We start from the raw sequence: 26936 nt of genomic DNA, 5'->3' as shown, positions 1-26936 counted from the left end.
TGAAACAAGGCGGTCTATCAATGCTTTTACAGGTTACTCGTGGGTAAACTTGCAATAAACAAGCCAAAAAATAGAGTAAATTGGAATGTCACTCTGACTTAAAGATATAGCTTAAGCAGGAAAAAGAAAACCCAGCACTTGGCTGGGTTTTAAATTTAGACGGTAACCTTACACCTAATATCGGTGCCGCTCGTTACTTTAATTTGTAGATGATGCCTGGATTACAGCGAACCATTTCAAAACGATCCGTTAAGCCTGTTAGTGATTCCGACGCACCTAATAGCAGGTAACCACCTGGGTTGAGGCTATTTGCCATCTGGTTAAGTACCTTTGACTTCATATCAGGTGAGAAGTAGATCAGCACGTTACGACAGAAAATGATGTCGAACTTGCCTAACAATGCATAGCTGTCCATCAAGTTCTGAGGGCGGAAGTTCACCATGCGCTTGACGTTATCTTTCACTTTCATACGGCCATCGCCCGCATCTTCAAAGAAAGTACGACGGCGCTCTGGAGAAAGTCCACGTCCCAATGCAAGGTTGTCGTAAGCGCCAGTGCGGCACATATCCAACATACTTGCTGAGATGTCAGTTGCGGTAATCGATACATTTGGCAGCATACCTGGCTTACGAGCTTGAGTTTCAAGAATCGTCATTGCCATTGAGTATGCTTCTTGGCCTGAAGAGCTTGCCGCAGACCAAATCTTAATAGGACGTTTATTTGCCGCTATTTCCGGTAGAAGCTTATCCGCAAGCACAGCAAACGGGTAAGTATCACGGAACCAAAGTGTCTCGTTCGTCGTCATGGCATCGACAGCAGCCACACGCAGCTCACGGTTTCGACCTGTTACTACATCTCTCAACAAATCAGACAAAGAAGCTAACTTAAACTTCGTTACTAATGGGCTTAGACGACTGCGCACTAAATACTGCTTGCTGTCACCTAATACAATGCCACATTGAGATTCTAAGAAACGGCTGAAATCGCGATACTCTTGATCACTTATTGTTATAGCAGTCATTAATGTCTCTTTTAGTTAGTTAACGCAGCTTTTACAGCTGCACCAAGCTCATCTGGGTTGAATTTAGCGATGAAGGAGTTAGCTCCAACACGCTCAACCATGGCTTGGTTAAATACACCACTCAACGATGAGTGTAAAATTACGTATAAATCTTTAAGTTCGGCGTGACGACGAATCTCAGCAGTCAGCGTGTATCCATCCATTTCTGGCATTTCGATATCAGAAATCACCAATGAAATCTGATCGTAAATACTGCCTTCTGATGACATCTGCATCAGCTTCTCATAGGCTTCTTTACCATCCTTCACCGAGATAACTTCAAAACCAATCGACTCAATAGCACGCTGAACCTGCTTACGAGCAACGGTCGAGTCATCAGCAATCAAGATGCGGCGAACCAGTTCTTTCTCTTGTTCTACTTTCGCAATATCTTCAGCAATCTTGCTGTCCATTGTTTCATCAACAGGAGAAATTTCTGCAAGGATCTTCTCAACATCAAGAATTTCTACCAATTCATTATCAATGTTGGTTACCGCTGTCAGGTAGTTAGCTCTACCTGCGCCATCTGGCGGCGGAAGAATCGATTCCCAGTGCATGTTAATAATGCGCTCAACTGAACTTACCAAGAAACCTTGAATGGTTCGGTTAAACTCAGAGATAACCACAAAACACTTTTCAATATCCGTTGTAGGACGGCCACCAATCGCTAAGCTCAAGTCGATCACAGAGATCGTTTGGCCACGAATGTGTGCTACACCTTTAACCAGTGGGTTCAAGTTTGGCATCTTTGTCAGCTTAGGGCATTGCAGCACTTCTTTTACTTTAAAGACATTAATGCCGTAACGCTGACGCCCCATTAGGCGAAAGGTTAGTAATTCTAATCGGTTTTGACCGACGAGTTGCGTACGCTGATTCACCGAATCAAGAATACCCGTCATGAGCTCATCTCCATATCAAACTTTTTTGTATAAAAAGTGTTAGTCTACTGCAGGCTACGAACCACCAGAGAAACGGAATGACGTATTATAAAACAAATTTGCCACCTCTTTCCATAGCAATGTGTAGAGCTACTTTTAAAACTGTCGCTAAGTTTATCGGCATTTTATCAATATTGTTTAGTTTTTTTGTACAAGCTGCGACCCCAGAACAAATTGAGATGATTCAGTCTGCAGCGGAGCAACATATCCTTGATACAGTTGAGCAGCCACAAGGTGGCGAACTCTTTGTTAATTCAGCAAATGTTGACTCAAGAATCAAAGCGACAGACTGCCCAGTGCCTTTAGAGACCAGCGCTTCAACGACCACCAATACCCGCAGCAGTATTACGGTTTTAGTTCAATGTGTTCCTGATGAGTGGCGAGTTTATGTACCGGTGCGCCTTTCGATGTCGGTGCCTCTTGTCACCACCACTCGCTCACTCGCGAGAGGCGAAATCGTCGGTCAATACGATGTCACCACCGCTATGATTTCTCTTAACAAGTTTCGTCGCCAAGGTTTCACAGCCCCACAACAAGTCATCGGCGCTAAGGTAAAAAAGAACCTAAGACCGGGCGATGTTGTAGAAAGAGGTGATATCTGTGTCGTCTGCCGAAACGAGAAGGTTATCATACAGGCAGTAAAAGGTGGCATGACCATTACCACCAAAGGGACTGCGCTTACCGATGGCTCTATGGGTGATCAAGTAAGAGTGAAAAATGACAAATCACAGCGTATAATTGAAGGAATTGTTACCAGCATGTCTGAAGTCACAGTTTACTTTTAACTCTTTACTTCTAAATTGACGGTATCGTTAGCGATTTCACTCTCTACTCTAACGCCAAATGTGACGGCGGCGGTGTTTTGTCGCTTTTCGACTATTGAGCTAAAAATTGCTAAAGTATTCGAACCCTTGGTCGATATTGACTGTACAGGTTCCCATTTTTGAAGAAAAAGGCTTAACTATGGCAGGCATTGATAATATTCGTTCAGGGCAAACCCTAACGACCACTAACCGATCAGCAGTACGCTCTGATTCTAGTTCTGAGGCATCACGTTCTGATGTATCAACTAAATCACCAGCAAGCAAAGATGCGGTTTCACTTAGCCAACAAGGCAAAGCGATTGGTCAGCTCCACCAAGATATGGCAGCACAACCAAGCTTTGATTCTGTGAAAGTAGCAGCGATCAAAGAAGCGATTGCGAACGGTTCATACACTGTTGATCCAGAGAAACTGGCTGACAACATGATCAAGTTCGAAGATGAATTAAAAGGCCTTTAAGAAAACACTAACTTTTCATTGAAGTTATTGTCTTAAAGTACACGAGGTTATGAATAGGTTTACGTTATGGCGGCACTAGCAGATTTAGTTAATTTTCAACTTCAAAATGCCAAAGCCTTATCTGAATTACTAAGTTCAGAGAAAACCGCTATTACGAGCCGACAATCAAACGATATTGAGCGAATCGCCAAAGAAAAAGTGGTCCTAGTTGAACAACTAAGATCAACCGATCAGCGAATCGCAGCCCATACCAATATCTCAGAACTGACCGAGAACCCTGAACTTGCTCAGTTAGTCACTAAGATCCAGTCCATAGTGCACGATTGCCAGCAAGCGAACCTTGTGAATGGCGAAGCCTTAAATCGAGCGCACCTTAGCTTCAAAAAACTCAGCAATATGATGCAGCAAAGTCACGGAAAAATTGGCATGACCTACAATGCCGGTGGTCAAACGCATACTATCTCTACGCTGGGAACCAACGTAAAAGCCTAGTTAAGTTAACTCTTCCTCTTCAGTAATACCCCTTGTTAACCGTTTATCTGTATCTCAGACTATTCCTGTCGTTATCTTTTATTAAAACACCTAATCAGCCTTTGAACGCCCTGACAAAATCGATAAACAAAAAAGCGGCAAGTATTTTCATACTTGCCGCTTTTACATTCATATTAGTTATTGGTTGCCGATACGCCATCTGGAAAACGAAAGCAGCCAATATAACTGGATAGTCCTATCGCTAGACGCCCCTTGGGCTAGAACAGCGTTTGTTGTCTCTTTTCAGGTACAGGTTGAACTTCACCGTAATTACGTAGCTGTTCCATCTTACGGATATCAAGCTGAAGCTCAGTAACATAGCTATCGCCCACAGGGTAGCTGCGTACCACTTCTGCACCGCGGATTACGCCATCAACCGCACCAGAAGTACGTTCCGTACCAAGGCGTTGATCTTCCAACTCTGCCCGACCACTCACTCGCATGCCGTAAACCTGTTCAGCAAGCTCACGATAAGCATCGATCTTAGAGGCTCTCATCGCGCGGATACGTCTCTCTTCGTCGTTACGACCTTTCTGCTCACTGATACTCGCATAGCCAACAGCCACTAAGAAATCATCAGGTCTCATGCTCTGCAATGGCTGACAGCCAACAAGCAATAAAGCGGCAACAACAAACATTAACTTCTTCATCTCGAACTCCTAAGGGCGAAGAATAACAGTATAAGGCTGACTGATCGTTGGATCGGAACGAATGATCACGCCATCTTGAGTTCGAATACTGTTGAGAGTATCTAGGTCACGGCCAATACGGTCTGCAGGTAAGAAGCCTTGTGCCGTCGCCACTACAATTCGAGTTTGCATGCCAACAACGCGAGCATTTACTAGTACACCGCCTTCTTGGCGAAGCATGGTGCCTGTCAGTACATACTGTACGTCTTGCTCTTGAGCTAAGTCTTTCCAATCGCGGCTCAACGCAAAGTCACCTTGGTGAGTCACTTGGATAGAGCCAGTAGTTTTAAAATCAACCACCTTGAAGCCACGACGCTGAAACTGATGAATGAAGCCTTCTGATACCGAGTTGCCTAGCCAGTTCGTTGTGTCCATGTGCTGCAGGTCCACAAACGAAGTAATTGCTATTGGCGTTCTCGCTGAAATACTTGTATTCGAAATGATCAAATCTTCAGTCATACTTTCCACAAAAAAATCCATGGTATGACGAGGGCTGTCCATCAACATAAACTGACTGCCTGAATATTCAGACTTGCCGTTATAGATCGGCGAATAAGCGCATGATGTCAGTAACATGACACTCATTACTACGAGCCATTTTTTCATTCTCTTATCTCCAGATAGGTTTAGTGCTCCCTGTTCCAATATGTTCTCACCATTATTCTTTTCAATGGATTACAATGTTGGAACAGTCTTTGCTTTTCATTAATGGTTCAGATTAAGAAAAACGCACTTAAGTCAGCTTCAAGCTTATAGTTATTTGTTAAGCAATATTTATACCCAACTGGTAACGAATAGATGAAAAAAATAATTTCTTACTTATTTTCAATAAGTTCACTGATAACCATAAGCTTCAGTGCTCATGCCTCTTGGTATGAAGTTACCGGTACCGCAGCCATCGTATCCTCAGAGGAAACGGCAAGGGTTCATGCTCTGGAAGACGCGGTATATAAAGCGATCCAGTTCTCAGGAGCCGACATTGGTAGCATTGCCAACCTCACGCCCTACCTCGACGCAAACAAAAAAGAGTTTCAATTTACCAATCATGAAGTGCGCTACATCTTGGTAGAAAAAGAGAAAAAACGCAGTGGCAATATAATGATCACCGCAAGGATCGATATCTATCCTTCGGCAAATGCTTGCCATGAGAGCCAATATAAGAAGACATTTTTGGTCGGCAACATCGATGTGACTTCCCCACAGCAAGCTGTAATGGGCAGAATCTATAACATCGGTGATGATTTTGGTCATGTCGTAGATCGACAGCTGGCGCAAGAGTCTCGCAGCTTTGTTTCCGTTGGCACGACCAATTACGACATCGACAAACGTCGACCTGAAGTGATCAAGATGATCGCCCAAGACACTGGCGCACAATACATCATTGGTGGCGACATTACCGATTTAACCGCGACCATCGAGTCCAAACTGTTGAAAGACGACATCATCAATCGCCAGTTTGCGTTAGAGATGCAAGTCTTCGATGGTAAAACAGGACATCAGGTTTACAACCGTAGCTATCGTGAAGTGGCAAAGTGGCCATTTGCTAAGACCAGTGAAGTCGACACCCGCAGTGCCCGTTTCTGGGCATCAACCTACGGCAGCATGATGCTGCGTGTTAGCCGTAATATTATGTTGGACTTAGAATCGGAAGTGTCATGTAAGATCACCCTTCCAGAGGTTGCAGCGGTATTTGGTAACACTGTGACCATTGATTTAGGTCGAATGCATGGCGTACAACAAGGTGACAAACTGCAACTGTGGCACACAGGTTCGTTTATCGACCAACGCGGCTTGCCACGTAATAAGGTATCTCAAAGCGATATCACACTGACCGTTTCTCGCGTTTATGAAAACGAAGCAGAACTGACGATCGACCAACCAAGCCTTGCTGGAAGCATTCAAATTGGTGATGTGATGCAGAAAATCATGTAGTTAGCGACACGCCCGCCTCACAGTTTCTAATAAAGCCTTAGCACTTTTGTTAAGGCTTTATTTTTTTTCATGGGTATTAGTTTCGGTTTTGCAGTATTTGGCGTAATCTTATTAATAACATAATCATCACTTAGCAAACTATGAGTCAGAATAATCTAATTGGTGCTACCGGTTACCGCTTTATCTCGAAAGGTAAAACCGCTTTTAAGATCCACATTCATACTCCCGAAGATACGGTGTTGCATCGGTCGGTCGGTTTTGTTCGTATGGGTGAAGACAAAGCACTGAAGAAAACCATTAAATTAAGAGATGAACTGGGCAGACAGCTATGGGGCAAATTTTGGCCCAAAGTCCTCAAAGAGCCCTACCTGATGACGCGCCTGCCTCATAGTCTAGAACCCAAAATTGTATTCAAACCAAATCCAACTCAGAGTGATCCCGAACACCGCGACGAATGCTACATCGCTAAGTGGCGTGTATTCTCTGAGAATGGTGACTACAAGTACAAAACCAAGGTATGTTCAATCAGAAAGCACGGCAGACTTGCCGCTTACAGCCAAACCAAACGTGCGCTGCTTGATGCTCACAAAGACGTAATTGATCTACTTATATTTATGGGACGATTGAACAGCATCGACTTAAAATAGGCTTAAATCCGATTAAGCTGACCGCCCATATTTTTCAGATACAAAAACAGCCGCACATTGCGGCTGTTTTTAATTTATGACGATCCATCGTGGCAATTTAGAGTATTGCTACATACAAAATCGATTACCTAGTTTCGGCATATCTCAGCCAGTGTCGCCAATCGGCGCTTAGACTCTTTCACATAAGGGTTGGCTTGATCCCATGCGTAACCCGCCAGAATTGAGCACACCATCTGCTTAATCTTTGGATTTGGATCTTGATAGAAAATCACATCCTGCAAAGTACCTGAGTACCACCCCTCAACATACGTTCTAAAGGTGTTTACACCAACCATCAAAGGAGCGGCATAATCGCGTTCCCAATCTACCTTCTCACCGTTAAGTTGCTTTTCGACACACTCAACCGCAAACTGTGCCGACTTCATCGCAATCGTCACGCCTGACGAGAACACCGGGTCAAGGAACTCGCCGGCATTGCCAAGCAACGCGTACTTATCCGTCGCCAAATGTTTTACATTGGCAGAATAGCCACCAATTTCACCCGCAGGGTTTGGATACTCGGCGCTTGCCAGTATCTCAGCCAAGCCCGGCTCTTCCGCTGCCAGCTGTTTAATTGCAGCAATCTTGTCTTCTGGATAGGACTCAAAGAACTTAGGCTCTCCTACGACACCAAACGAAGAGACACCGTTACTAAACGGGATCAACCAATACCAAACATCAGGGTTGGTTGGATGCACAGAGATAAGAATTTTATTTCGGTCATATTCAAGATCGGTATCCACCTCTGCAATATGATCGTTAATGTGCGTAAAAATAGCTTTGCGTGGAGGGAGCGATGACGGCTCTGCCAAGTTAAGCATTTTTGGTAGCACTCGACCAAAACCACTGCCATCCAGAACGTATTGCGCTTCTATCTGATAACGCTCTCCACCCAGCACTTGTACATCTAAAATGGTGCTGTCGTCGGTGAAATTAATGCCCATTAACTCATGTTGGTAATCAATGCAGACACCCTGCGCCTCAGCCGTATCTGCCAAAACCTTATCAAAGGCACCTCGCTGAACCTGAAACGTAGTTCCAGGGCCAGAAGAGAACTTGTCTTCAAAATTAAACGCCGTATAAACGCCATTTTTGCGAAAGGCAGCGCCATCTTTGTATTGGAAGTTAGCGTTGATCACTGCGTCAGTCATCCCAGCCTGTTCAATCATTTCCATACAAGCTGGTAATAGGCTTTCACCAATAGAAAAGCGAGGGAATACGCTCTTTTCAATCACTCGAACATCGATGCCTTTTTTATGAAGTAAAGACGCAGCAATAGACCCTGATGGCCCAGCTCCGATGATCACCACTTGAGTTGATAGTTTTTTCATTATTTAAGCCATGTTTGTTATTTTTATTGCGCGCCAGCTTTCAATTCTAGAAGCGTGTGACCAAGACCGATATCGTCGGTACGCGTTACCACTTCAAAGCCCGCTTCTTCAACAATCTCTAAGAAATCTTCACTGCGGTAAAAACGACTGTTGCCATTGGCCAAGCAGGTAAAGTAGAGAGACGTCGCGTTTAAGCTATAAGAAGCCGCATCGTATTTCTGTGAATCCCAAAACAGTTCAAGGATATAGACAGTCGCATCTTCTGACATATGAGAGCGAACGCGCTTTAATATGCTCAGAATCTCCATTGGCGAGAAACAATCAAGGAACTGACTCATCCACCAAACATCCGCGCCCGTTGGCAGAGTTTGCTGTTTATCGAGCATATTCGCTGGGAATGGCGTGACTCGCTCTTGATGACCATGCTTTGCCGCGTTTGCCATTGCCATTTCTAGCTGCTGTGGCAAATCAACAATCGTCACCTCAACGTCCGCATCATGGTTGCAGCATTGCATCGCCCACTTACCCGTGTTGCCGCCGATATCCACCAGCGACTTAGGTTTCTTGCTGAAGACTTTTTCAAGTAACACAGGGAACGAGCGATCCGAATAGAAGTGATCAAACTTGAACCAACTCTCTTTTGCTTTTTCTGGCAATTGAGACAAGCCTTGGTAAATGGTTTCCCAATCACCCAACTCTTTCAAGCCTGCAGGTGTGCCTTCTTCAATCGCTTCTGTTAGATGCATCATCGCGGCATAACAAACATCGGCTGTGAAATCCATGTTTGCGTTAGTCATACCATCATGCAGAAGGTAGAAACCAAGGTTAGCCATTTTGTAGTTAGGCTTTTCCCAAGTCACAATATGAGCACTTAACGCCATATCGAGCAGGACTTTCACGCCGTACTCAGAGACACCGGTCGATTCAGAGATAGACTCTGCTGGTAAACCCTCGTTGCCCGCGTCATCTAACGCTTTCAAAATGCCTAAATCACGAAGTGTACGAGCAGTATGAAAAACAATCGGAGCGAAAGACAATTTCTGCGCTTCTGTTTTTGCTTCTAATGCGTTGAATGGATCTAATTTATATTCCGACACGAAAAACCTAACTTTAAATAATAGAGAGTTACTCAGCTGCCATTTGCGCAAGCTTACGTTTAATATCAACGTTTAAGTTATTAACCCAACGGTTGTAATTACGGTGTATTTCACCATCGTCGTACTTCAAATTCTCTGATTCAACGTAAAGAATAGAGTAAAACTTATCACTATAAGGAATTTCAACCACAGCGTGGTGCGAACGAACATACAATTCAGCGCGGATCAAACCAGGCTTTATTTCTGAAACCAACCAGCCTCGATTTTCAGCAGATTCAGAAATAGCTGATTTAACCTGTTTACTTTGAAGATTCAGTGCAACTGGAGTATCCTCAACATTCATTACAGGTTGGACGCGTCCACATCCTGCAAGAACGAATATGAATAACATTGAAACTGCTATTTTTAGTAATTTCATTTAAATTCCTTATCTGTGTTTATTTATAAGCGCGCATAGTATTTAGTTAGACTCAAAGCAAATCAATACTCTATGTCAAATCAATCCCAATTAATGTCGTTTAATATTGAGAAATGGTCTGCAAATTCGGCTGGTCTCAATTCTGTTGCCCAATGGCAAGCGTGGAGCACTAATTTAGATTGGCCACAAGATGGCTCAACTGAATTTAAAGCGATCCCACCGATGATGCGCCGCCGAATGAGCCTACAAAGTAAATTGGCCGTTCAAACTGCATTGACACTCTTAAAAGACAACTCGATTGATTATCTGGTTTTTGCCAGTCGACATGGTGAACTGCACCGAACCGCAACCTTGATCCAGTCGATATTGGAAGGTGATGATGCCTCGCCAATGGCATTTTCACAGTCGGTGCATAATACAGCTGCAGGGTTAACTACCATCGCAGCGAAAGCACCAATCCCTCTGACCTCTATTGCGGCCGGCCAAGATACTTTCCACAACGCTCTGATCGAAGCTTATCTTTACCTACATCAGTACCCGTCACATCGTGTACTCGTCATTGACTTCGACCAGCCTTTGCCTGAGCTTTACCAAGAATACGAAACACAAGACTATACGGATTATGCTCTGGGCTTAGTGCTCAGCGTTGGCAGTGAATATTCTATTACTAGAACAGTAGAAGCCAACCAAGCACCTTCCGTGTTACCACAAGGGCTACAAACGCTCCAACATATCTTATTGGGCGCAAATAAGTGGGCTATTGCTGGCAAGCACCAAACTTGGTCTTGGGTAAATAACACCGAGACAGGTCCACAATCATGAGCAAAATCGACCAATATTGGCGAGTATTCGCGACAGGGCTGTGCTTTACCATCTTTGGTCTAGGTGGCTTAGTATTAAGCTTCTTAATCTTACCCACTATCGCGCTAACGACTTCCAACACCATTAAAAGAGAGCTTAAAGCACAGCGATTGATTCGTTTCTCATTCAACGCCTTTTGCCAAATCATGAAGTTCACCGGAGCAATCGATTACCGAATTGATGGTGCAGAACTACTGCGTAACGACCGTAACTGCATTATCGTCGCCAACCACCCAAGTTTGATTGACTATGTGCTGATCGCCTCTCAACTTCCTCAATGTGATTGCCTCGTCAAAGCGGCCATTTGGGAAAACCCTTTTATGAAAAGGATTGTCAAAGCGGCAGGTTATATACCGAACCAAGCCCCTGACGATCTTTTAGAGCGCTGTGAAGAACGCTTCTCACGTGGCAATGTCATGCTGATTTTTCCCGAAGGAACTCGCACAACGCCAGGAATTGAACCATCCTTACAGCGTGGGGCGGCACAAATCGCGACTCGAACACAAACCGATTTACGCGTGATTCATATTACGGTTTCTCCGACATTCTTAACGAAAGAGAAAAAATGGTATCAAGTTCCTGCGTCGAAGCCCTTTTTTCATGTCGCGGTGAAAGGTAAAATAGAAGTCGAACCATTTATTGAAGGCTCAAATAATTTAACTTCGGCAGCAAGGCGCCTTAATCATCATCTTGCACAAACAATTTTCCCTTCCGAAGAAAACATTTAGCGTATCAATAACATAACAGGCGATATCGGCATTTCGAAAATACCTCATATAATGTAGAATCGCCCCCTTAAAGCAGCATTCAGATAAAGCATTAAGTAGGCCAAAGTGGAAACATTACACAACGAACTGAAACAACTGATCATCGACGCATTGAACCTTGAAGACATGAGCATTGATGAGATTGAAACGGAAGCTCCACTATTTGGTGATGGACTTGGACTAGACTCTATCGATGCCCTTGAGCTTGGCCTTGCTATCAAGAAAAAGTACAACATTGTTATCGATGCAGATGATTCAAACACTCGACAGCACTTTGCGTCAGTTGAAAATCTAGCGAACTACATCTCTTCTCAAACGAATAACTAGACAGATCTTTATGACACAAGCTAACCAACAAGAAGTATACAACCAGGTTAAAGATGCGCTTATTGAGCTGTTCGAGCTTGACGCTGAAGATATCACCCCTGAAGCTCATCTCTATCTTGATCTAGACCTAGACAGCATTGATGCCGTTGATTTGGTCGTTCACCTACAGAACGTCACAGGTAAGAAGATAAAACCTGAAGAGTTCAAAGCAGTGCGCACCGTTAATGACGTTGTCGAATCTGTGGTTGAACTATTGAAGGACGCCTAATGCGTCCTCTGCTGACTTTACTGTCGGCAATTATACTTTTCACTTATCCAATAGCGGTTTACTTTGGACTCAACAAGTTTGGCTTACAAACCGTTGGTATTGCCTTAGCCGCTATCTTTGCTGTACGCATTTTCACCGGCGGTCAGGCTAAAATCAAAGAGCTAAAACACCTAGCTTGGATCAGTGGAAGTGCCGGTATTGTTCTGCTGGCTTTAGGCTTAGCCTTTAAGCAACACGGCTGGCTAACCTATTATCCCGTTATCGTTAATGTTTGTATGCTGGTTGTATTCGCTTCGAGCCTATGGCAACCACAAACGATTATCGAACGTCTTGCTCGCCTTCAAGAGCCTGAACTTCCGCAAAGTGGCGTTGATTACACACGAAAAGTCACCAAAGTGTGGTGCTTGTTCTTTGTTATCAATGGCTCTATTGCCCTTTACACCTGCTTCCAACCGCTAGAAGTATGGACCCTATACAATGGCTTACTCAGCTATCTGTTTGCAGGGTTACTCTTTGCAGGAGAGTGGGTAGTAAGACAGCGCATTCGTCAGAGTTAAATTGTTATGACCCAAACCGTATCTTACACCTCGTTGTCTGAGCTTCTTAGCCAGGACAGAGCCCCTGAATCTATTGTCTGCTTTGACGACAATAGCGAGATTACGTGGCAAACATTTAACGACGACTTATCTCAACTCGTACAATTTTTGTCTTTATCCCCTTTTCAACGAATCGCGATTTGTACCCAAGACAGCTACCTATTTTCGATAGCATTTTTGGCGTGTGCAGCAGCTAACAAACACATCATCTTACCGGGTAACTACCAACCTTGTGCACTTGCTGAGTTAAGTGAACAGTTTGATTGCCTGCTAGTTGATGACTCGATTGGCGAAGTTGAGGTGAGTGACGTTCGCAATATCCAAACCTTATTAGACACCGAAACACGCGAGCCTCTAACCGATAATCTTCCGCCCATTGATTTGGCAGCAATCCATTTGACCCTGTTTACTTCAGGTTCAAGCGGTACGCCGAAGGCAATCAATAAAACACTAGAACACCTAGATATTGAAACGGCTCAGCTAGATAAGAACTGGGGCAAATTACTCAAGGGTAATCGAGTTCACAGTACGGTTTCACATCAACATATCTATGGTTTGCTGTTTAGAATCTTATGGCCACTATGCTCTGGTGTTCCATTTGCTCGAAGCAACCTTGAGTACCCTGAGCAGATTCTGTCTCACGCCAATAAAAACTGTGTGCTGATCAGCAGCCCAGCTCTACTCAAACGATTAAAGCATGAGACCAATACCGCGTCGCTTGCTGGTGTGTTCTCTTCAGGTGGCCCGCTACCCACTGAATCGGCTCACCAATCTCGGAATCTGCTTGGTCATTTACCTATCGAGGTTTTTGGCAGCACAGAAACCGGCGGCATCGCATTTCGTCAGCAAGAAAGCGCTCAAACACCTTGGCAGCTTTTTGACTGTATTGAGGCTAGTCTCAACAGTGAGAATTGCATTAAGTTATTGTCGCCGTACATCGATAAGAATAACTGGTATCAAACCTCTGATGAGTGCGAGATGGTCTCGGAGAATCAATTCATATTGAAGGGCCGAACGGACCGAGTGATCAAGATAGAAGAAAAGCGAGTATCACTGGTTGAAGTGGAAAAGCGACTGGAGCAACTGCCTTGGATAAGTGAGTGCGTGGTTATTCCATTTGAGGAGCCTGAGCGATTAATATTAGCCTCTGTTTTGGTATTATCAGATGAAGGCCAAGCCGCTCTATCGACCATGAGCAAAGGTAAATTCTGGTTGATGCTGCGTACAGAACTCAGAAAGTGGTTAGAGCCAATCGCAATCCCGAGAAAATACCGTGTTGTCGATGAGATCCCCCTCAACAGCCAAGGTAAGCGATTAACATCTCACATAGAACAGCTAATAAAATCATAGAAACCGCTGATCGTATTTTACACTGAGATTATCTTTTTATATTTTTGTCAAAGAACCAATATTTGCCCAAGGATTCTAAGTGCGCCCTATGGATAAAAGAAAACCAAACATCATTGCTGTAGACACGGTAGAAAATGAATCGACCCTGACACTTCATGTTAGCGGAGATATCACCGACTTTAATGGGCACTTCAAGAGCTTCCCTATTCTACCTGGCGTCACGCAAATTGATTGGGCACTTCACTACGCAGTCCAAGAGTTAGGCGTTCCTGGTTTCTTTAAAGGAATGGAAGTCATTAAGTTCCAAGAGCCTATCCTGCCTGACGCTACAATCCAGCTATCACTCAAATGGGATGCTGACAAAGACAAGCTGAGCTTTAGTTACACATCAAACAACGGTGAACAGACCCACTCTTCAGGCAAAATGAAGCTGGGAGAAAAAAGTGAATAGCGCTCCCGTCGAGGCTACTTCTCAACACCACACAAAAGAAAGCAGCTACAAGGCTTGCTTCCTTATCCCGTGCTTTAACCATGGCGCAACCATGCCGGCTGTGGTGTCGTCACTTCATCATTTTGAGTTACCGATCATCATCGTTGACGATGGCAGTGAACTCACAACAAAACAGTTTCTGTCTCCCCTAGCAGAGAATTCAAACGTAACCTTGGTGACGCTTGAACAGAACCAAGGTAAAGGCGGCGCAGTAAAAGCCGGAATCAAAAAAGCGCAGCAACTAGGCTTTAGCCACGCTATTCAGATAGATGCTGATGGGCAACACGACCTGGAAGCCTTGCCAACATTGATTGAGGCCTCACAAGCTAAGCCACAACGTCTGATATCAGGCCAGCCTATCTACGACGACAGCGTACCCAAAGCAAGGCTCTATGGGCGCTACGCGACACATATCTGGGTATGGATAGAAACCCTTTCTTTATCAATTAAAGACAGCATGTGTGGCTTTAGAGCGTATCCTATCAACCAAACTCAAACTGTGTTGAATAAGTACGATGTTGGTTCGAGAATGGACTTCGATATCGAGATTTTGGTTCGCCTGTATTGGGAAGGTTGCGACATAGACTTCGTTGAAACGCGCGTTATCTATCCTGAGAACGGCATCTCTCATTTCGATGCGTTGTGGGATAACGTCAAAATCAGTTGGATGCATACACGTCTATTCTTCAGCATGCTGCCAAGAGCACCAAAACTGATTGCTCGCCATTTCAAATCCGATTCAGCTGATAATAACCCAAATTTATCGACTGATTCAGAGCCGCAAGCTTCTGAACAACCACACTGGTCCCGCACTCAAGAACGCGGCACAGTATTAGGCATTAAGCTGTTATTAGCCATTTATACCTTGTTAGGTCGCGGTGTGTTCAACCTCATTCTGCGTGGTGTGATGCGTTACTACCACTTGACGGGCCAGCGTGCGCGAAACGCTTCCGAACAATATCTATTCCAATTAAAAGCCTATGCGGAACAGCAAAATATTGAGCTCCCCGGAGAACTAACCAGTTACAACCATCTGCTTTCATTTGGCCATACGATGCTCGACAAGCTCGCGGCATGGAAAGGTGATTTCTCGGCAAATAACCTGACTATTCATGGCCAAGACCAGTTCGAGAGCATGGTGGCAAATAAGCAAGGTGTGCTAATCCTTGGATCTCACCTTGGCAATATTGAGCTGTGCCGAGCTTTAGGTCGCAGACACTCGAACATCAAAATCAACGCCCTGGTTTTTACAGAACACGCCGAACGTTTTAATTCCGTGATGAAAGCGGTTAACCCGCAGTCTGATTTAAATCTGATTCAGGTGACATCGATGGGGCCTGATACCGCTATCTTGTTACAACAGAAACTAGAGCAAGGCGAATGGATCGTGATTGTTGGCGATCGAACTTCCACCAGCAAAGAGAGCCGCTCAGTATGGGCTGAGTTCTTAGGTAAGGAAGCTCCATTCCCTCAAGGTCCATTTATGTTAGCCTCGGTTCTCAAAGCACCCGTATTTTTGCTGTTTGGGTTACGTGACGACTCACAATCTAAGCCGCATTTTAATGTCTATTTCGAGCATTTTAGCAACAAGATCGAGCTACCAAGAAAGACTCGCGAACAATCTTTACAGCAAGTCGTGCAAAAATACGCAAATCGACTTCAGCACTACACACTGCAAGCACCGCTTCAGTGGTACAACTTTTTTAATTTTTGGACATTGAGCAAGCACCATGACGAAAAAGAATCCAAATAGCATCACCTTTGGTGCCGAGCGCCTCACGATTGAGGATGTTGTCGCTATCTCACAAGGCGCAAAAGCCTCGATGAACACAAGTGAAGCATTCACATCTAAGATCGACCGTGGTGTCGCTTTCTTAGAACGCCTATTGAAAGAAGAAGGTGTGATTTACGGTGTAACGACGGGTTACGGTGACTCATGTACGGTTGCGATTCCGCCAAACCTAGTTGACGAGCTACCACTGCATTTAACACGTTTTCACGGCTGTGGTTTAGGTGAAATATTGTCTCACGAACAAGCTCGTGCAGTCCTTGCAACTCGTCTTTGTTCGTTATCACAAGGTGTCTCTGGTGTGACTCACGATCTACTCAACCAGATCGTTACCCTAATCAACCAAGACATCTCACCACGCATTCCTCAAGAAGGATCGGTGGGTGCCAGTGGCGACTTAACGCCGCTATCTTATTTGGCTGCAGCCCTAATCGGCGAGCGCGATGTTATCTACAAAGGCGAAGTTCGCCCAACCAGTGACGTCTACAAAGAGTTAGGAATTAGCCCTATCAAACTTAAGCCAAAAGAAGGCTTGGCGTTGATGAATGGTACGTCTGTAATGACGGCATTAGCTTGTATCGCTTACAAGCGTGCGGAATATCTAGCTCAGCTATCAACTAAGATCACCGCTATGGTATCAGTCGGTATGCACGGCAATGACTTCCATTTCGATGAAGCGCTGTTTGCAGTCAAACCTCATCCTGGTCAACAACAAGTTGCTGCATGGCTGCGTGATGATCTGCAAGCGGATCGCCCGCCAAGTAACAGTGATCGCCTCCAAGATCGTTACTCTCTGCGCTGTGCTCCACATGTTATCGGCGTGGTTCAAGACTCTCTGCCTTGGCTACGCCAAATGATCGAGAACGAGCTAAACAGTGCCAACGACAACCCAATTATCGATGGTGATAATGAGCGCGTACTGCACGGTGGACACTTCTACGGTGGACACATTGCAATGGCGATGGATACGTTAAAAACTGCAGTTGCGAACCTTGCTGATCTGCTTGACCGTCAAATGGCTCAGCTGATGGACTACAAGTTCAACAACGGTTTGCCATTCAACCTAACGGGTGCTGAAGGCGAACGTAAGCCAATCAACCACGGCTTTAAAGCAGTACAGATTGGCGTTTCAGCTTGGACAGCAGAAGCATTGAAACACACCATGCCAGCAAGCGTATTCTCTCGCTCAACTGAGTGTCACAACCAAGATAAAGTGAGTATGGGCACCATCGCAGCTCGTGACTGTTTACGCGTTCTAGAGCTAACCGAACAAGTGGCAGCAGCGTCACTACTGGCGGGGACACAAGCACTCGAACTTCGTAAGCGCCACAATGAGCTTGATGAGCACCACATGAGTGAGAACCTCAAGCACATTCGCGACGAAGTGCTTAAGGAGTTTGAATTTATCGTAGAAGATCGACCACTTGAAGGCGATCTACGCCACTTCATTGCTCGTATTCAAAGTCAGCACTGGTCACTTTACTCATAAAGTAGCCAACCCTTTACGCAATATTGTTGAGAGCGATTTATGTCTGAAATCCTTCACCCATTACAATCTGAGGTGACGCTTATCACCTCATTCCAAGATGCCGACCCAATGGGCGTGATCTATCACGGCAACTACTTCCGATTCTTTGAAGAAGTTAGGCGCATCATGATGGATAAGATTGAGTACAACTACCATGAGATGAAGGATTCTGGCTACATGTGGCCTATCATCGATACCCGCGTGAAATACATTAAGGCGATACCGTTTAATCACAAGATTAAGGTAACGGCGAAACTCACCGAGTGGGAAAATCGCCTGCGCGTCGATTATGAAATTCATGATGCTCTAACCGGTGCTCGAATGACACGTGCTCACACCATGCAGGTTGCCGTCACCATCGAAGAACAAGAGATGTGCTTTGCCTCACCCAAAGTGTTTACTGACAAAGTAGAACACTGGCATCAATTTGGCTGCTTATCCCAATCAACTGAGCAACAGCCAAGCGACCAACAATCCGGCCAATCTCAAGTATCTAACACACAGCAGGTGAAACATGAGTCTGTTTAAGCGTGGACGTAAGCAAATCAGCATCGTACTACTAGGGCTTGCCTCTGTGATGGCGAGTAACCTTGTTATTGCTAACGAAAATTCAGCAACCGTCGGCTCTATTTCAGATCTGCAAACCGTATTAAGCGCAAACAACATAGTGCGTGGTGAGTTCACTCAAACACGCAACATGGAAATGTTCGCCCAGCCTTTAACGTCACAAGGTACATTTCTGTTAGACAAATCAAGTGGCTTACTCTGGACACAAACCACTCCGTTTCCCGTGAACTTAGTGCTCACCGATAACAAACTGAGCCAAAGGTTTGCCGATCAACCCGCAAAAATCATCACCGACAAAGAAAATCCAATGGCGTTTTATTTCAGCCATATCTTCTTGTCAGTGTTTCATGGGGACACGCAAAAACTTCAGGAACAGTTCGCACTCAATTTTGAGCCCGCAACTAACACCAGCTCTGATGAAAATGTACAAGCATGGACACTGACTCTAAAGCCCAAAAATGCACCGATGAATGCGGTGTTTGAGGCTATCACGCTGCAAGGCAACAGCGATATTGAACGTATTGAGTTGAAAGAGATTCGTGGAGATAGCACAGTGATCGAATTCAGTCAGTTAAGCCATCTACCGGAAGTATTATCAGATGCTGAAGCGAAACAATTCCAACTCTAGTCTTGCCCTTGTTTGGCTTGTTGTTGTAATGCTGTTTAGCGGGTTGTTGACCAAACAATTCGCTTTTTCTTCGTCGGTACCGATTGAAAGCAACATTCTAAAGTTACTGCCCGAAAACCAGCAAGACCCAATGGTAGAGCAAGCCTTTCAGCAGATATCCAGCTCGATGAGCGAGCAAGTGGTATTTATCATAAGCGCTCCCGATATCGAACAAACCATGGTTGCGACCGACGCTTTTGAAAAAGCTCTCAACCAAAGAACTTTTTCAAGTCAGCCAACTCTGTTTAAGCAAGTTCAAGGTAAAATCAACGCCAGCACTCAAAGCCAGTGGAGCGATTTCTATTTTCGTCACCGATCTCAACTGCTGACCCAACAACAAAAAGAGACGCTGACACACTCGCCTGATTCGCGAGCTCAATATGTCATTCAGTCTCTGTACAATCCATTCTCAGGCGTCACTGCAGCAGAGTTATCTCTCGACCCATTCTTGTTATTTCGCGACTACATCAGTGCTATTGGCGTCCAATCAAGTAACTTTGTTCTGAAAGAGGGCTATCTCACGGCCCAGTCGAATGAGCAAACTCATATTTTAGTCACGGCTACTCTGGCGGACTCACCTTATAGCTTGGCGATTCAAGAACAACTTCCCGATCTTGATTCAATTGAGCGCGAGGTCGAAAAACAATTTGGCGTCAAGGTGCAGCATACTGGTGTGGTGTTCTACGCCAATTACGGTACCGAAAGCGCGAAATCAGAAATCAGTACCATTGGTTTGGGCTCATTGGCAGGCGTTATTTTATTGGTGTGGCTGACATTTCGTAGTGCGCTACCACTTGCCTTATCTTTACTCTCAATCAGTACAGGATTATTGGTTGCACTGGCAAGCACTGTCGCTATCTTTGGTAAGGTGCATCTATTCAGCTTGGTGTTTGGCGCTAGCTTGATTGGCGTATCCATCGATTACTCTTTTCACTATCTCACTGACCGTTTGGCCGCAGGAAGCCACTGGCAGAGCGATAAAGGCCTAAAGCATATTTTCATTGCCATCACTCTAGGTTTAATCACCAGCTTAATCGGATACTTAGGGCTACTGGTTGCGCCATTCCCAGGCTTGCAGCAACTGGCTCTGTTTTCGTCGATTGGACTGATCGCAGCTTACGCCAGTGTGGTGTGCTGGTACCCCGTTTTAGCGGTAAAACCAGGCCAAGAGCGCCCTCTTCCCCTGTCGAAACTTTGGCAGACTTGGTTAAGCCTCTGGAGCAACCAAAAATTTAGAATTGGCCTTCCGTTAGCTGTGACTGTCTTGAGCCTGATATCACTCAGTCAAATTCGCTACGACGACGATATTCGCCAACTTCAGGCGATGCCAGAGCAACTCAAACAGCAAGAGCAAGCCATTACTGAAATCTCAGGATTGGGCAGTGGGCAAAATATGCTGTTGGTGACTGCCAACAGCGACCAGAAGCTACTCAAAAAACTGGCAGAAATCACCACAAGCTTAGATTCTCTAGTCGATAGCCAAGCTATCTCTGGGTATCGCAGCATCAATCAACAGTTGCTAAGCGAACAAGAACAACATGATAACTATCAGTTAGTTGAACAGCTCTATGGTCAACAAAGCCATATATTACAAAACACGCTAGGTTGGTCTACTTTTCCACAACTACCAAAATTCGCACCCATCACGGTATCTGGATTTTTGGAGTCACCGGTGTCAGAACCTGTTCGACCACTTTGGTTAAAGCCGATCGACGGACAAGCGGCGTCAGTCATTTTGATCAAAGACGTCACAAATTCAGAACTGTTCTCTCAATGGCTCGATTCAAACTTTGCGCAGCAACAAGGTGTTAAATACCTCAATAAAGCCGATGAAATCTCTGCTCTCTTTGCGGAATACAGAGTCAAAATCACAGAGTTATTATTGATAGCGTTAGCCGCTATTGGAATGCTGTTAGGTTGGCGTTACGGTGTGAAGCAAAGCCTATTAATGCTGTTGCCTTCATTAATTGCAGGAGTGGCGGGATTAGCGGTCACGGGTATTTTAGGTTCCACGTTGAACCTGTTTAATCTGCTGGGCTTGATTCTGATTTTAGGGATTGGCATCGACTACACCTTGTTCTTTGCTGAGCAAAAGAAATCGCTGAGCACCTTATTAGCGATCACCTTGTCAGGTCTCACAACACTACTTTCATTCGGCTTACTGTCGCTGAGCCAGACTCATGCTATTCATAGCTTCGGGGTGACGGTTCTGACAGGGATCTTTGTCGCTTGGCTGCTTTCTCCACTCGCGATCAACAGTAGTAAAAACGTAGAAGGACCAATTACTCGAGAGGCTTTTAGATGATCCAGACATTAAAGGTAACCTTCGCCATACTAGTGGGCATTCTAATGAGTGCCTGCTCGATGGTTTCTCAGCAGCCAAGTGGTGCGAGCGTGTCTATCGATCAAGACACCGAGCTAGCACTACCAATGCCAGCTGAACTAGGGTATTCCCTCACGGCCAGTCAATTGATTAGCGCTACGTGGGAAAATGATACACAGCAGCTTCCGGTTCAAGTCGAAGTCACACCAGGTAAAGTGGTTTTGGCGGGGTTCTCCTCTTGGGGTACTCGCATTCTATCGCTGCAATACCAGAATCAAGTAATTGATACGCAGGTTTTGTCTGGGCTTGGCGCAACTTTGCCACAACCTGAACAGGTGCTATTTAATTTAATGCTTACCTTATGGCCGGCTGAAGCATGGGCTCAGCCTTTACAAAGCATAGGTTGGCACCTAGTCGATACCGACAAAACAAGAACCGTATTTGATGAAAACCAACAGGCAATCATTCAAATTGATTACCAAACAGATCCTGGTACACACAAAACGGCAGGCGACATTGTTTTCAAACATTTGACCCTGGGCTACAACATCACCATACAAACGTTGAACTCAACGATTGTCGACAATCCAAGTAAGAGTTGAACACTATGCCTATTTACATCCAAGACTGTGGTTTCCACTCAGCGCTAGGCTCAGAGATTGCCGATATTCATGGCTGTCTAAAAGACGAGCGTGAATCAAATATGGTCGAAGTGCACGATATGCTGAACGATGGTAAACACACTGTCGTTGGTCAGATCGCGGGTGAGCTGCCACCGATTCCTTCAGATCTTACGCAATACGCCACTCGCAACAATCAACTGGCGCTGTCGGCTCTTCACCAAATTGAAGATTCTATCGAGCAAGCCAAATCTCAGTTTGGCGCAGATAGAATTGCAGTGGTTATCGGCACCAGTACTTCGGGAATTTCGGACGGTGAATCCGCTTTTAAACACAAACTCGACCAAGGTTCTTTTCCCGAGAATTATCACTACTCAAAACAAGAGCTAGGGAACACTTCCGAATTCGTTAGCCAGTATTGCGCATTAACGGGGCCAAACTACGTCATATCTACGGCTTGCTCATCCAGTGGCCGCGTATTTCTGACCGCCCAGCGCTTATTAGATTCAGGTATGGCTGATGCCGTGTTAGTGGGTGGTGTGGATACATTGTGTAAGCTGACACTCAATGGTTTCCACGGTCTTGAAGCACTCTCAACAACACATTGTAAGCCATTTAGTGCAACCCGAGAAGGTATCAACATAGGAGAAGCAGCGGCATTTATGTTGCTCAGCAAAACAAAGTTAGCCGGTGTTAATGCAGCACAAGACACGTCAAACATTGCCTTATTGGGCTGTGGGGACAGCTCTGATGCACACCACATTTCAGCGCCTCACCCTGAAGGCAATGGTGCTGAACAAGCAATGAAAAAAGCGTTACATTCTGCACAGTTAAACGTAGAAGACATTGGTTATATCAATGCACATGGTACAGCAACGCCACTCAATGACTCGATGGAAAGTAAAGCCATTCATCGTATTTTTGCAAACAAGGTTCCCGTCAGTTCTACCAAACCGCTGACCGGGCATACTCTAGGCGCAGCAAGTGCGATTGAGGCTGCAATTGCGTGGCATATTTTGAAATATGACTTACCGCTTCCCTTACAAAAATGTCAGGATAAAGCTGAAGATATTGAGATTGATTTGGTAAACTGTTCACAGAAACTTAAAGCAAAGAACATCTTAAGCAACTCGTTTGCTTTTGGTGGCAACAACATTAGCCTGATTTTTGGTGTAGTAAATGACTGATATCCCTTCTGTAGACCAACTTCTCCCTCACGATGATCCGATGATATTAATCGATCGTGCTATCAGCGTAGAGGCGTTGTCGATCCACTGTCAGGTCGATATTGGTGACCATAATCTGTTCTTTGACGCCGAATATCAAACGGTACCAGCATATGTTGGAATCGAGTTTATGGCGCAGTCTGTAGCGGCATGGTCTGGATATCACGCACTTAAAAACGGCACCACGCCCCCAATCGGATTCTTACTCGGCTCTCGTCGCTATAAATCACTGTGTGATGAGTTTACTCAAGGTCAGACCCTTGATATCTACGCCGAACAGATGATGGAAGACAGCGGTATGGCTGTGTTTACCGCAAGAGTCGAAGACCGAGGTGAGTTAGTGGCTCAATGCCAACTCAACGTCTACGTGCCGACCGAACAAAAATTACAAGAAATGAAAACTAGGAGCCCATCATGAGCCGTCAGGTTTTAGTCACTGGTGCCAGTAAAGGTATTGGTAAAGCGATCGCTATTCAACTCGCGAAAGACGGGTTTGAAATCGCCGTTCATTACATGGGTGACAAGCAAGGTGCTGAAGAGACGCTAAAGTCGATCACCGAACTGGGTGGCGCTGGACGTCTTATTCAATTTGATATCAGCAAACGAAGCGAGTGTCGCGAAAAGCTTGAGTCTGATATCGCTGAACATGGTGCTTACTATGGTGTAGTGAACAACGCGGGCATTACTCGTGACACTGCATTCCCCGCGATGACGGAAGAAGAGTGGGATGGTGTGATCCATACCAACCTAGATAGCTTCTACAACGTACTTCACCCTTGTGTAATGCCTATGGTTCAAAAGCGTAAAGGTGGCCGTATCGTCACTCTAGCGTCGGTATCCGGCATTATGGGTAACCGTGGTCAAACTAACTATGCTGCAGCAAAAGCGGGGGTGATTGGCGCAACTAAGTCTCTTGCTCTAGAACTCGCAAAACGCAAGATCACGGTAAACTGTGTCGCTCCTGGCTTAATTGACACAGGTATGGTTGACGAGCACGTGAAAGATCATGCACTTCCTCAAGTACCACTGCGCCGTATGGGTGAGCCGGAAGAAGTAGCCGGCCTAGTCAGCTACCTAATGTCTGATATTGCAGGCTACGTAACTCGCCAAGTGATTTCAGTAAATGGAGGCTTAGTATGACCCGCCGCGTTGTTGTAACTGGAATGTCTGGTGTTACTGCTTTTGGTAACGACTGGCAACAGATAGAGCCTAAGCTAAAGGCCTGTGAAAATGCGACTCAATATATGCCAAGCTTCGAGCAATATGATGGTCTCAACACAAAACTTGCCGCGCCTATTGATGACTTCCAACTGCCTAAACACTACAAGCGTAAGCAAGTGCGTGGCATGGGCCGTGTATCACGCCTAGCTACCGTTGCGACTGAGAATGCATTGGAGCAAGCCGGCTTAATTGGTCACGATGTATTGACCAATGGCGAAACTGGTATCGCTTACGGCTCTTCAACTGGCAGTACCGATGCGGTTGGTGCTTTCGGAGTAATGCTGAACGAGAAGTCGACACGAGCAATCACAGCAACTACTTACGTTCAAATGATGCCACACACAGCCGCGGTAAACGTAGGTCTGTTCTTTGGTCTGCGTGGCCGCGTGATTCCCACCAGCAGCGCCTGTACTTCAGGAAGCCAAGCCATTGGTTACGCCTATGAAGCGATCAAGCATGGTTACCAAACCGTAATGGTTGCCGGTGGTGGTGAAGAGTTATGCCCAACTGAGTCTGCCGTTTTCGATACCCTTTTCGCTACCAGTTTAAAAAACGACACACCCAAGAAATCCCCTAGCCCATACGACAGCGAGCGTGATGGCTTGGTTATCGGCGAAGGCGCTGGAACCCTGATCCTTGAAGAGTACGAACATGCTGTTGCTCGTGGCGCAAAGATCTACGCAGAAATCATAGGTTTTGCGAGCAACTGTGATGCGGCTCATGTGACTCAACCTCAGATGGAAACCATGCAAATCTGTATGGAGAAAGCATTGAGAGACGCACAACTTCCAGCTGAGAAGATTGGCTATGTTTCTGCGCACGGTACTGCGACTGAAAAAGGTGATATTGCAGAGAGTAACGCGACAGCGAATATCTTTGGTGAAGTACCAATCAGCTCTCTTAAGAGTTACTTTGGCCATACGCTTGGTGCGTGTGGTGCAATTGAAGCGTGGCTCAGCCTAGAGATGATGCATAGCGGTTGGTTCAGCCCAACCCTAAACCTTAAGAATGTCGATGAACAGTGCGGCAAGCTCGATTACATCACGGGCTCAGGTCGCGAATTGGATGTTGAATACTTGATGAGCAACAACTTTGCTTTTGGTGGAATCAACACCTCTATCATCTTCAAGAAAGTCTAAGCTTAGCTACATAAAACGCTAAGTAAATAAAAAGGTTCATCGCGGATTAGCGGGAACTAAAAACAAAAACGGTAGTAAGTGATATGGTTTAGTCGCCAAACAAAAATCATACACAAACTACCGTTTTCATGCCGAATCATACTTTCCTATCTTCATTCTGGGAAGGCTTTCAAATAGTAAAGTCTCACCAGACAGCATCACTTATTACCCTGACTCTTAAACCTAACTCTGAGGCTAAGTGCCTTTGTGGTCTTGAAGCCGAAGCTATCCATGAGTATCAATGGCGTCATGTGAAAGAAGCCATGTTGCTCGGTGTTCCTGTTGAACTTTCCGTTCAAACACGAAGAATTAAGTGTCGTGACTGCGGCATAAAAACAGAGTCTCTATCTTGGCTAGAGCCTTATGATCGCATCACGAAGCGCCTAAAAAGTTATATAGAACAACTGCTGCCTCTTCTTCCCATTAAGCATATCTCCCAGTTAACGAGCGTACATTGGCACACCATTAAAGAGATAGATAAACGCCGACTTCGACAAGTTGTACCGTCAGTGAAATGGGAAGAGCTAAGGCAACTCGTCATGGACGAGTTCGCTATCTTTAAAGGGCATAGGTATGCCACGGTCATTGCTGACGCTAAGACTCATCAAGTCATTTGGATAGGGTTAGGCCGTAGCCGCAAGGACATACGACCGTTCTTCGAGCTGTTAGGCAAGCATGGCAATAATATCGAAGCGGTCGCGATGGACATGAATACGGCTTTTGACCTTGAAGTTCAAGCGCACTGCCCGAACGCAAAAATCGTTTACGACTTATTCCATGTTGTTGCTAAGTTCGGTCGTGAGGTAATGGATAGAGTCAGAGTCGACCAAGCCAACAAACTCAAGCAAGATAAAAAAGCGAGGCAATGGGTCAAGCGCTCACGCTGGGTGTTGTTGAAAAATAGAGGCAACTTAAATCCACGGCAAGACAGCTATCTTACAGAAATATTGAATATCAATAAGGACTTAATGACCACTTATATACTCGGGGCACAACTCAAAGAGCTTTGGTATTGTGAATCAGAAGCACATGCTAAAGGGCTCTGGGAGGCGTGGTGGGCACAAGTACAAGAGAGTGGAATTAAGCCATTGAAAGAGTTCGCACGAAAACTGAGTCCTTATCTTCACGGTATTATCGCATCGGCAAGTTATCCGCTAAACACCTGCACCCTAGAAGGGATAAACAACAAGATAAA

The 26936-nt window shown here is 45.2% G+C and carries 30 protein-coding genes; 23 read left to right on the top strand and 7 right to left on the bottom strand.

Going from position 1 to position 26936, the window contains the following annotated elements; all coding sequences use genetic code 11:
• Positions 1-193 precede the first annotated feature (193 nt).
• Together AB4486_RS13295 and AB4486_RS13290 are read right to left on the bottom strand one after the other, a co-directional pair.
• Positions 194-1021, bottom strand: coding sequence for a protein-glutamate O-methyltransferase (locus tag AB4486_RS13295; protein WP_004736174.1), 828 nt, complete (start codon positions 1019-1021; stop codon positions 194-196).
• 11 nt (positions 1022-1032) lie between these two features.
• Positions 1033-1959, bottom strand: a complete 927-nt coding sequence (locus tag AB4486_RS13290) for a chemotaxis protein CheV (protein ID WP_017062261.1) — start codon at positions 1957-1959, stop codon at positions 1033-1035.
• A gap of 77 nt (positions 1960-2036) precedes the next feature.
• Between AB4486_RS13290 and flgA the strand changes: the two genes are divergently transcribed.
• The 3 genes from flgA (at position 2037) to AB4486_RS13275 (ending at position 3771) form a co-directional block, all read left to right on the top strand.
• A complete protein-coding gene (gene flgA / locus AB4486_RS13285; protein ID WP_017062262.1) occupies positions 2037-2783 on the top strand; it encodes a flagellar basal body P-ring formation chaperone FlgA in 747 nt (248 codons plus the stop codon).
• A 178-nt stretch (positions 2784-2961) separates the two neighbouring features.
• Complete coding sequence (gene flgM / locus AB4486_RS13280) at positions 2962-3279, top strand: flagellar biosynthesis anti-sigma factor FlgM (RefSeq protein ID WP_017062263.1); 318 nt, start codon at positions 2962-2964, stop codon at positions 3277-3279.
• Between the two features lie 66 nt (positions 3280-3345).
• Positions 3346-3771 (top strand): flagella synthesis protein FlgN, encoded by a 426-nt coding sequence (locus tag AB4486_RS13275; RefSeq protein ID WP_017064136.1) that lies wholly within the window; start codon positions 3346-3348, stop codon positions 3769-3771.
• A gap of 257 nt (positions 3772-4028) precedes the next feature.
• On the opposite strand, the gene flgP is transcribed toward AB4486_RS13275, so the two are convergent.
• Together flgP and AB4486_RS13265 are read right to left on the bottom strand one after the other, a co-directional pair.
• Positions 4029-4460 (bottom strand): flagellar assembly lipoprotein FlgP, encoded by a 432-nt coding sequence (gene flgP / locus AB4486_RS13270; protein ID WP_102428633.1) that lies wholly within the window; start codon positions 4458-4460, stop codon positions 4029-4031.
• Between the two features lie 9 nt (positions 4461-4469).
• Positions 4470-5105, bottom strand: coding sequence for a FlgO family outer membrane protein (locus tag AB4486_RS13265; protein ID WP_017064137.1), 636 nt, complete (start codon positions 5103-5105; stop codon positions 4470-4472).
• A 192-nt stretch (positions 5106-5297) separates the two neighbouring features.
• Between AB4486_RS13265 and AB4486_RS13260 the strand changes: the two genes are divergently transcribed.
• Complete coding sequence (locus AB4486_RS13260) at positions 5298-6431, top strand: flagellar assembly protein FlgT (protein WP_017062267.1); 1134 nt, start codon at positions 5298-5300, stop codon at positions 6429-6431.
• Between the two features lie 140 nt (positions 6432-6571).
• Positions 6572-7078 carry a hypothetical protein gene (locus AB4486_RS13255; RefSeq protein WP_017062268.1) on the top strand — a complete coding sequence of 169 codons (507 nt, stop codon included), beginning with the start codon at positions 6572-6574 and terminating at the stop codon, positions 7076-7078.
• Positions 7079-7206: 128 nt separating this feature from the next.
• Here AB4486_RS13255 and AB4486_RS13250 read toward each other — a convergent pair whose 3' ends face one another.
• Genes AB4486_RS13250 through AB4486_RS13240 form a run of 3 tightly spaced genes read right to left on the bottom strand, consistent with a single transcriptional unit; the run spans position 7207 to position 9963 of the window.
• Entirely contained in the window at positions 7207-8448 is a 1242-nt protein-coding gene (locus AB4486_RS13250; RefSeq protein WP_372117348.1) for an NAD(P)/FAD-dependent oxidoreductase, read from the bottom strand.
• 23 nt (positions 8449-8471) lie between these two features.
• A complete protein-coding gene (locus AB4486_RS13245) occupies positions 8472-9545 on the bottom strand; it encodes a methyltransferase (protein ID WP_017062270.1) in 1074 nt (357 codons plus the stop codon).
• Between the two features lie 28 nt (positions 9546-9573).
• The gene (locus AB4486_RS13240) at positions 9574-9963 is read right to left on the bottom strand and encodes a hypothetical protein (protein ID WP_017062271.1); all 390 of its coding nucleotides are present in this window, start codon (positions 9961-9963) and stop codon (positions 9574-9576) included.
• Positions 9964-10035: 72 nt separating this feature from the next.
• Here AB4486_RS13240 and AB4486_RS13235 point away from each other — a divergent pair, with 72 nt between their 5' ends.
• The 18 genes from AB4486_RS13235 to AB4486_RS13150 all read left to right on the top strand — a co-directional run.
• A complete protein-coding gene (locus AB4486_RS13235; RefSeq protein ID WP_170962821.1) occupies positions 10036-10785 on the top strand; it encodes a beta-ketoacyl synthase chain length factor in 750 nt (249 codons plus the stop codon).
• Positions 10782-11552: a 1-acyl-sn-glycerol-3-phosphate acyltransferase gene (locus AB4486_RS13230; protein ID WP_017064140.1), complete on the top strand. Its 771-nt coding sequence runs from the start codon at positions 10782-10784 to the stop codon at positions 11550-11552. Before AB4486_RS13235 ends, AB4486_RS13230 begins: the two co-directional genes overlap by 4 nt.
• Positions 11553-11657: 105 nt before the next feature.
• Positions 11658-11918, top strand: coding sequence for a phosphopantetheine-binding protein (locus AB4486_RS13225; RefSeq protein WP_004736154.1), 261 nt, complete (start codon positions 11658-11660; stop codon positions 11916-11918).
• A gap of 10 nt (positions 11919-11928) precedes the next feature.
• Positions 11929-12186: an acyl carrier protein gene (locus AB4486_RS13220; protein WP_004739745.1), complete on the top strand. Its 258-nt coding sequence runs from the start codon at positions 11929-11931 to the stop codon at positions 12184-12186.
• The gene (locus tag AB4486_RS13215) at positions 12186-12743 is read left to right on the top strand and encodes a septation protein IspZ (RefSeq protein WP_017062274.1); all 558 of its coding nucleotides are present in this window, start codon (positions 12186-12188) and stop codon (positions 12741-12743) included. The genes AB4486_RS13220 and AB4486_RS13215 overlap by 1 nt, the downstream gene beginning before the upstream one ends.
• Before the next feature lie 6 nt (positions 12744-12749).
• A complete protein-coding gene (locus tag AB4486_RS13210) occupies positions 12750-14132 on the top strand; it encodes an AMP-binding protein (protein WP_372117345.1) in 1383 nt (460 codons plus the stop codon).
• 88 nt (positions 14133-14220) lie between these two features.
• A complete protein-coding gene (locus tag AB4486_RS13205) occupies positions 14221-14583 on the top strand; it encodes a 3-hydroxyacyl-ACP dehydratase (protein WP_017062276.1) in 363 nt (120 codons plus the stop codon).
• The gene (locus tag AB4486_RS13200; protein ID WP_372117344.1) at positions 14576-16375 is read left to right on the top strand and encodes a glycosyltransferase; all 1800 of its coding nucleotides are present in this window, start codon (positions 14576-14578) and stop codon (positions 16373-16375) included. The genes AB4486_RS13205 and AB4486_RS13200 overlap by 8 nt, the downstream gene beginning before the upstream one ends.
• Entirely contained in the window at positions 16353-17900 is a 1548-nt protein-coding gene (gene hutH / locus AB4486_RS13195; protein ID WP_372104567.1) for a histidine ammonia-lyase, read from the top strand. The genes AB4486_RS13200 and hutH overlap by 23 nt, the downstream gene beginning before the upstream one ends.
• 39 nt (positions 17901-17939) lie before the next feature.
• The gene (locus AB4486_RS13190; RefSeq protein ID WP_372117343.1) at positions 17940-18467 is read left to right on the top strand and encodes an acyl-CoA thioesterase; all 528 of its coding nucleotides are present in this window, start codon (positions 17940-17942) and stop codon (positions 18465-18467) included.
• Entirely contained in the window at positions 18454-19134 is a 681-nt protein-coding gene (locus AB4486_RS13185; protein WP_017067760.1) for an outer membrane lipoprotein carrier protein LolA, read from the top strand. The genes AB4486_RS13190 and AB4486_RS13185 overlap by 14 nt, the downstream gene beginning before the upstream one ends.
• Positions 19106-21478 carry an MMPL family transporter gene (locus AB4486_RS13180; protein ID WP_372117342.1) on the top strand — a complete coding sequence of 791 codons (2373 nt, stop codon included), beginning with the start codon at positions 19106-19108 and terminating at the stop codon, positions 21476-21478. The genes AB4486_RS13185 and AB4486_RS13180 overlap by 29 nt, the downstream gene beginning before the upstream one ends.
• Positions 21475-22098, top strand: coding sequence for a DUF3261 domain-containing protein (locus tag AB4486_RS13175; RefSeq protein ID WP_372117341.1), 624 nt, complete (start codon positions 21475-21477; stop codon positions 22096-22098). The genes AB4486_RS13180 and AB4486_RS13175 overlap by 4 nt, the downstream gene beginning before the upstream one ends.
• Before the next feature lie 5 nt (positions 22099-22103).
• Positions 22104-23303 (top strand): beta-ketoacyl-[acyl-carrier-protein] synthase family protein, encoded by a 1200-nt coding sequence (locus AB4486_RS13170; RefSeq protein ID WP_372117339.1) that lies wholly within the window; start codon positions 22104-22106, stop codon positions 23301-23303.
• On the top strand, positions 23296-23760 hold the full coding sequence (locus tag AB4486_RS13165) for a hotdog family protein (protein ID WP_372117337.1): 465 nt from the start codon (positions 23296-23298) through the stop codon (positions 23758-23760). Before AB4486_RS13170 ends, AB4486_RS13165 begins: the two co-directional genes overlap by 8 nt.
• Positions 23757-24482 (top strand): 3-ketoacyl-ACP reductase FabG2, encoded by a 726-nt coding sequence (locus AB4486_RS13160; protein ID WP_017062285.1) that lies wholly within the window; start codon positions 23757-23759, stop codon positions 24480-24482. Before AB4486_RS13165 ends, AB4486_RS13160 begins: the two co-directional genes overlap by 4 nt.
• Complete coding sequence (locus tag AB4486_RS13155; RefSeq protein ID WP_017062286.1) at positions 24479-25702, top strand: beta-ketoacyl-ACP synthase; 1224 nt, start codon at positions 24479-24481, stop codon at positions 25700-25702. Before AB4486_RS13160 ends, AB4486_RS13155 begins: the two co-directional genes overlap by 4 nt.
• Positions 25703-25830: 128 nt before the next feature.
• Positions 25831-26936: ISL3 family transposase (locus tag AB4486_RS13150; RefSeq protein WP_372117335.1), on the top strand; the 1106-nt coding region annotated here is incomplete at its 3' end.

The sequence above is a fragment of the Vibrio sp. 10N.222.55.C6 genome (assembly GCF_041473395.1).
Classification (GTDB): Bacteria; Pseudomonadota; Gammaproteobacteria; order Enterobacterales; family Vibrionaceae; genus Vibrio; species Vibrio crassostreae_C.
This window is presented reverse-complemented; position numbering and strand designations above follow the sequence as displayed.

Coding starts and splice junctions, on each gene's coding strand:
- AB4486_RS13295 (WP_004736174.1), bottom strand. CDS start 1,021: ATGACTGCTATAACAATAAGTGATCAAGAGTATCGCGATTTCAGCCGT.
- AB4486_RS13290 (WP_017062261.1), bottom strand. CDS start 1,959: ATGACGGGTATTCTTGATTCGGTGAATCAGCGTACGCAACTCGTCGGT.
- flgA (WP_017062262.1), top strand. CDS start 2,037: ATGACGTATTATAAAACAAATTTGCCACCTCTTTCCATAGCAATGTGT.
- flgM (WP_017062263.1), top strand. CDS start 2,962: ATGGCAGGCATTGATAATATTCGTTCAGGGCAAACCCTAACGACCACT.
- AB4486_RS13275 (WP_017064136.1), top strand. CDS start 3,346: ATGGCGGCACTAGCAGATTTAGTTAATTTTCAACTTCAAAATGCCAAA.
- flgP (WP_102428633.1), bottom strand. CDS start 4,460: ATGAAGAAGTTAATGTTTGTTGTTGCCGCTTTATTGCTTGTTGGCTGT.
- AB4486_RS13265 (WP_017064137.1), bottom strand. CDS start 5,105: ATGAAAAAATGGCTCGTAGTAATGAGTGTCATGTTACTGACATCATGC.
- AB4486_RS13260 (WP_017062267.1), top strand. CDS start 5,298: ATGAAAAAAATAATTTCTTACTTATTTTCAATAAGTTCACTGATAACC.
- AB4486_RS13255 (WP_017062268.1), top strand. CDS start 6,572: ATGAGTCAGAATAATCTAATTGGTGCTACCGGTTACCGCTTTATCTCG.
- AB4486_RS13250 (WP_372117348.1), bottom strand. CDS start 8,448: ATGAAAAAACTATCAACTCAAGTGGTGATCATCGGAGCTGGGCCATCA.
- AB4486_RS13240 (WP_017062271.1), bottom strand. CDS start 9,963: ATGAAATTACTAAAAATAGCAGTTTCAATGTTATTCATATTCGTTCTT.
- AB4486_RS13235 (WP_170962821.1), top strand. CDS start 10,036: ATGTCAAATCAATCCCAATTAATGTCGTTTAATATTGAGAAATGGTCT.
- AB4486_RS13230 (WP_017064140.1), top strand. CDS start 10,782: ATGAGCAAAATCGACCAATATTGGCGAGTATTCGCGACAGGGCTGTGC.
- AB4486_RS13220 (WP_004739745.1), top strand. CDS start 11,929: ATGACACAAGCTAACCAACAAGAAGTATACAACCAGGTTAAAGATGCG.
- AB4486_RS13215 (WP_017062274.1), top strand. CDS start 12,186: ATGCGTCCTCTGCTGACTTTACTGTCGGCAATTATACTTTTCACTTAT.
- AB4486_RS13210 (WP_372117345.1), top strand. CDS start 12,750: ATGACCCAAACCGTATCTTACACCTCGTTGTCTGAGCTTCTTAGCCAG.
- AB4486_RS13205 (WP_017062276.1), top strand. CDS start 14,221: ATGGATAAAAGAAAACCAAACATCATTGCTGTAGACACGGTAGAAAAT.
- hutH (WP_372104567.1), top strand. CDS start 16,353: ATGACGAAAAAGAATCCAAATAGCATCACCTTTGGTGCCGAGCGCCTC.
- AB4486_RS13190 (WP_372117343.1), top strand. CDS start 17,940: ATGTCTGAAATCCTTCACCCATTACAATCTGAGGTGACGCTTATCACC.
- AB4486_RS13185 (WP_017067760.1), top strand. CDS start 18,454: ATGAGTCTGTTTAAGCGTGGACGTAAGCAAATCAGCATCGTACTACTA.
- AB4486_RS13180 (WP_372117342.1), top strand. CDS start 19,106: ATGCTGAAGCGAAACAATTCCAACTCTAGTCTTGCCCTTGTTTGGCTT.
- AB4486_RS13175 (WP_372117341.1), top strand. CDS start 21,475: ATGATCCAGACATTAAAGGTAACCTTCGCCATACTAGTGGGCATTCTA.
- AB4486_RS13170 (WP_372117339.1), top strand. CDS start 22,104: ATGCCTATTTACATCCAAGACTGTGGTTTCCACTCAGCGCTAGGCTCA.
- AB4486_RS13165 (WP_372117337.1), top strand. CDS start 23,296: ATGACTGATATCCCTTCTGTAGACCAACTTCTCCCTCACGATGATCCG.
- AB4486_RS13160 (WP_017062285.1), top strand. CDS start 23,757: ATGAGCCGTCAGGTTTTAGTCACTGGTGCCAGTAAAGGTATTGGTAAA.
- AB4486_RS13155 (WP_017062286.1), top strand. CDS start 24,479: ATGACCCGCCGCGTTGTTGTAACTGGAATGTCTGGTGTTACTGCTTTT.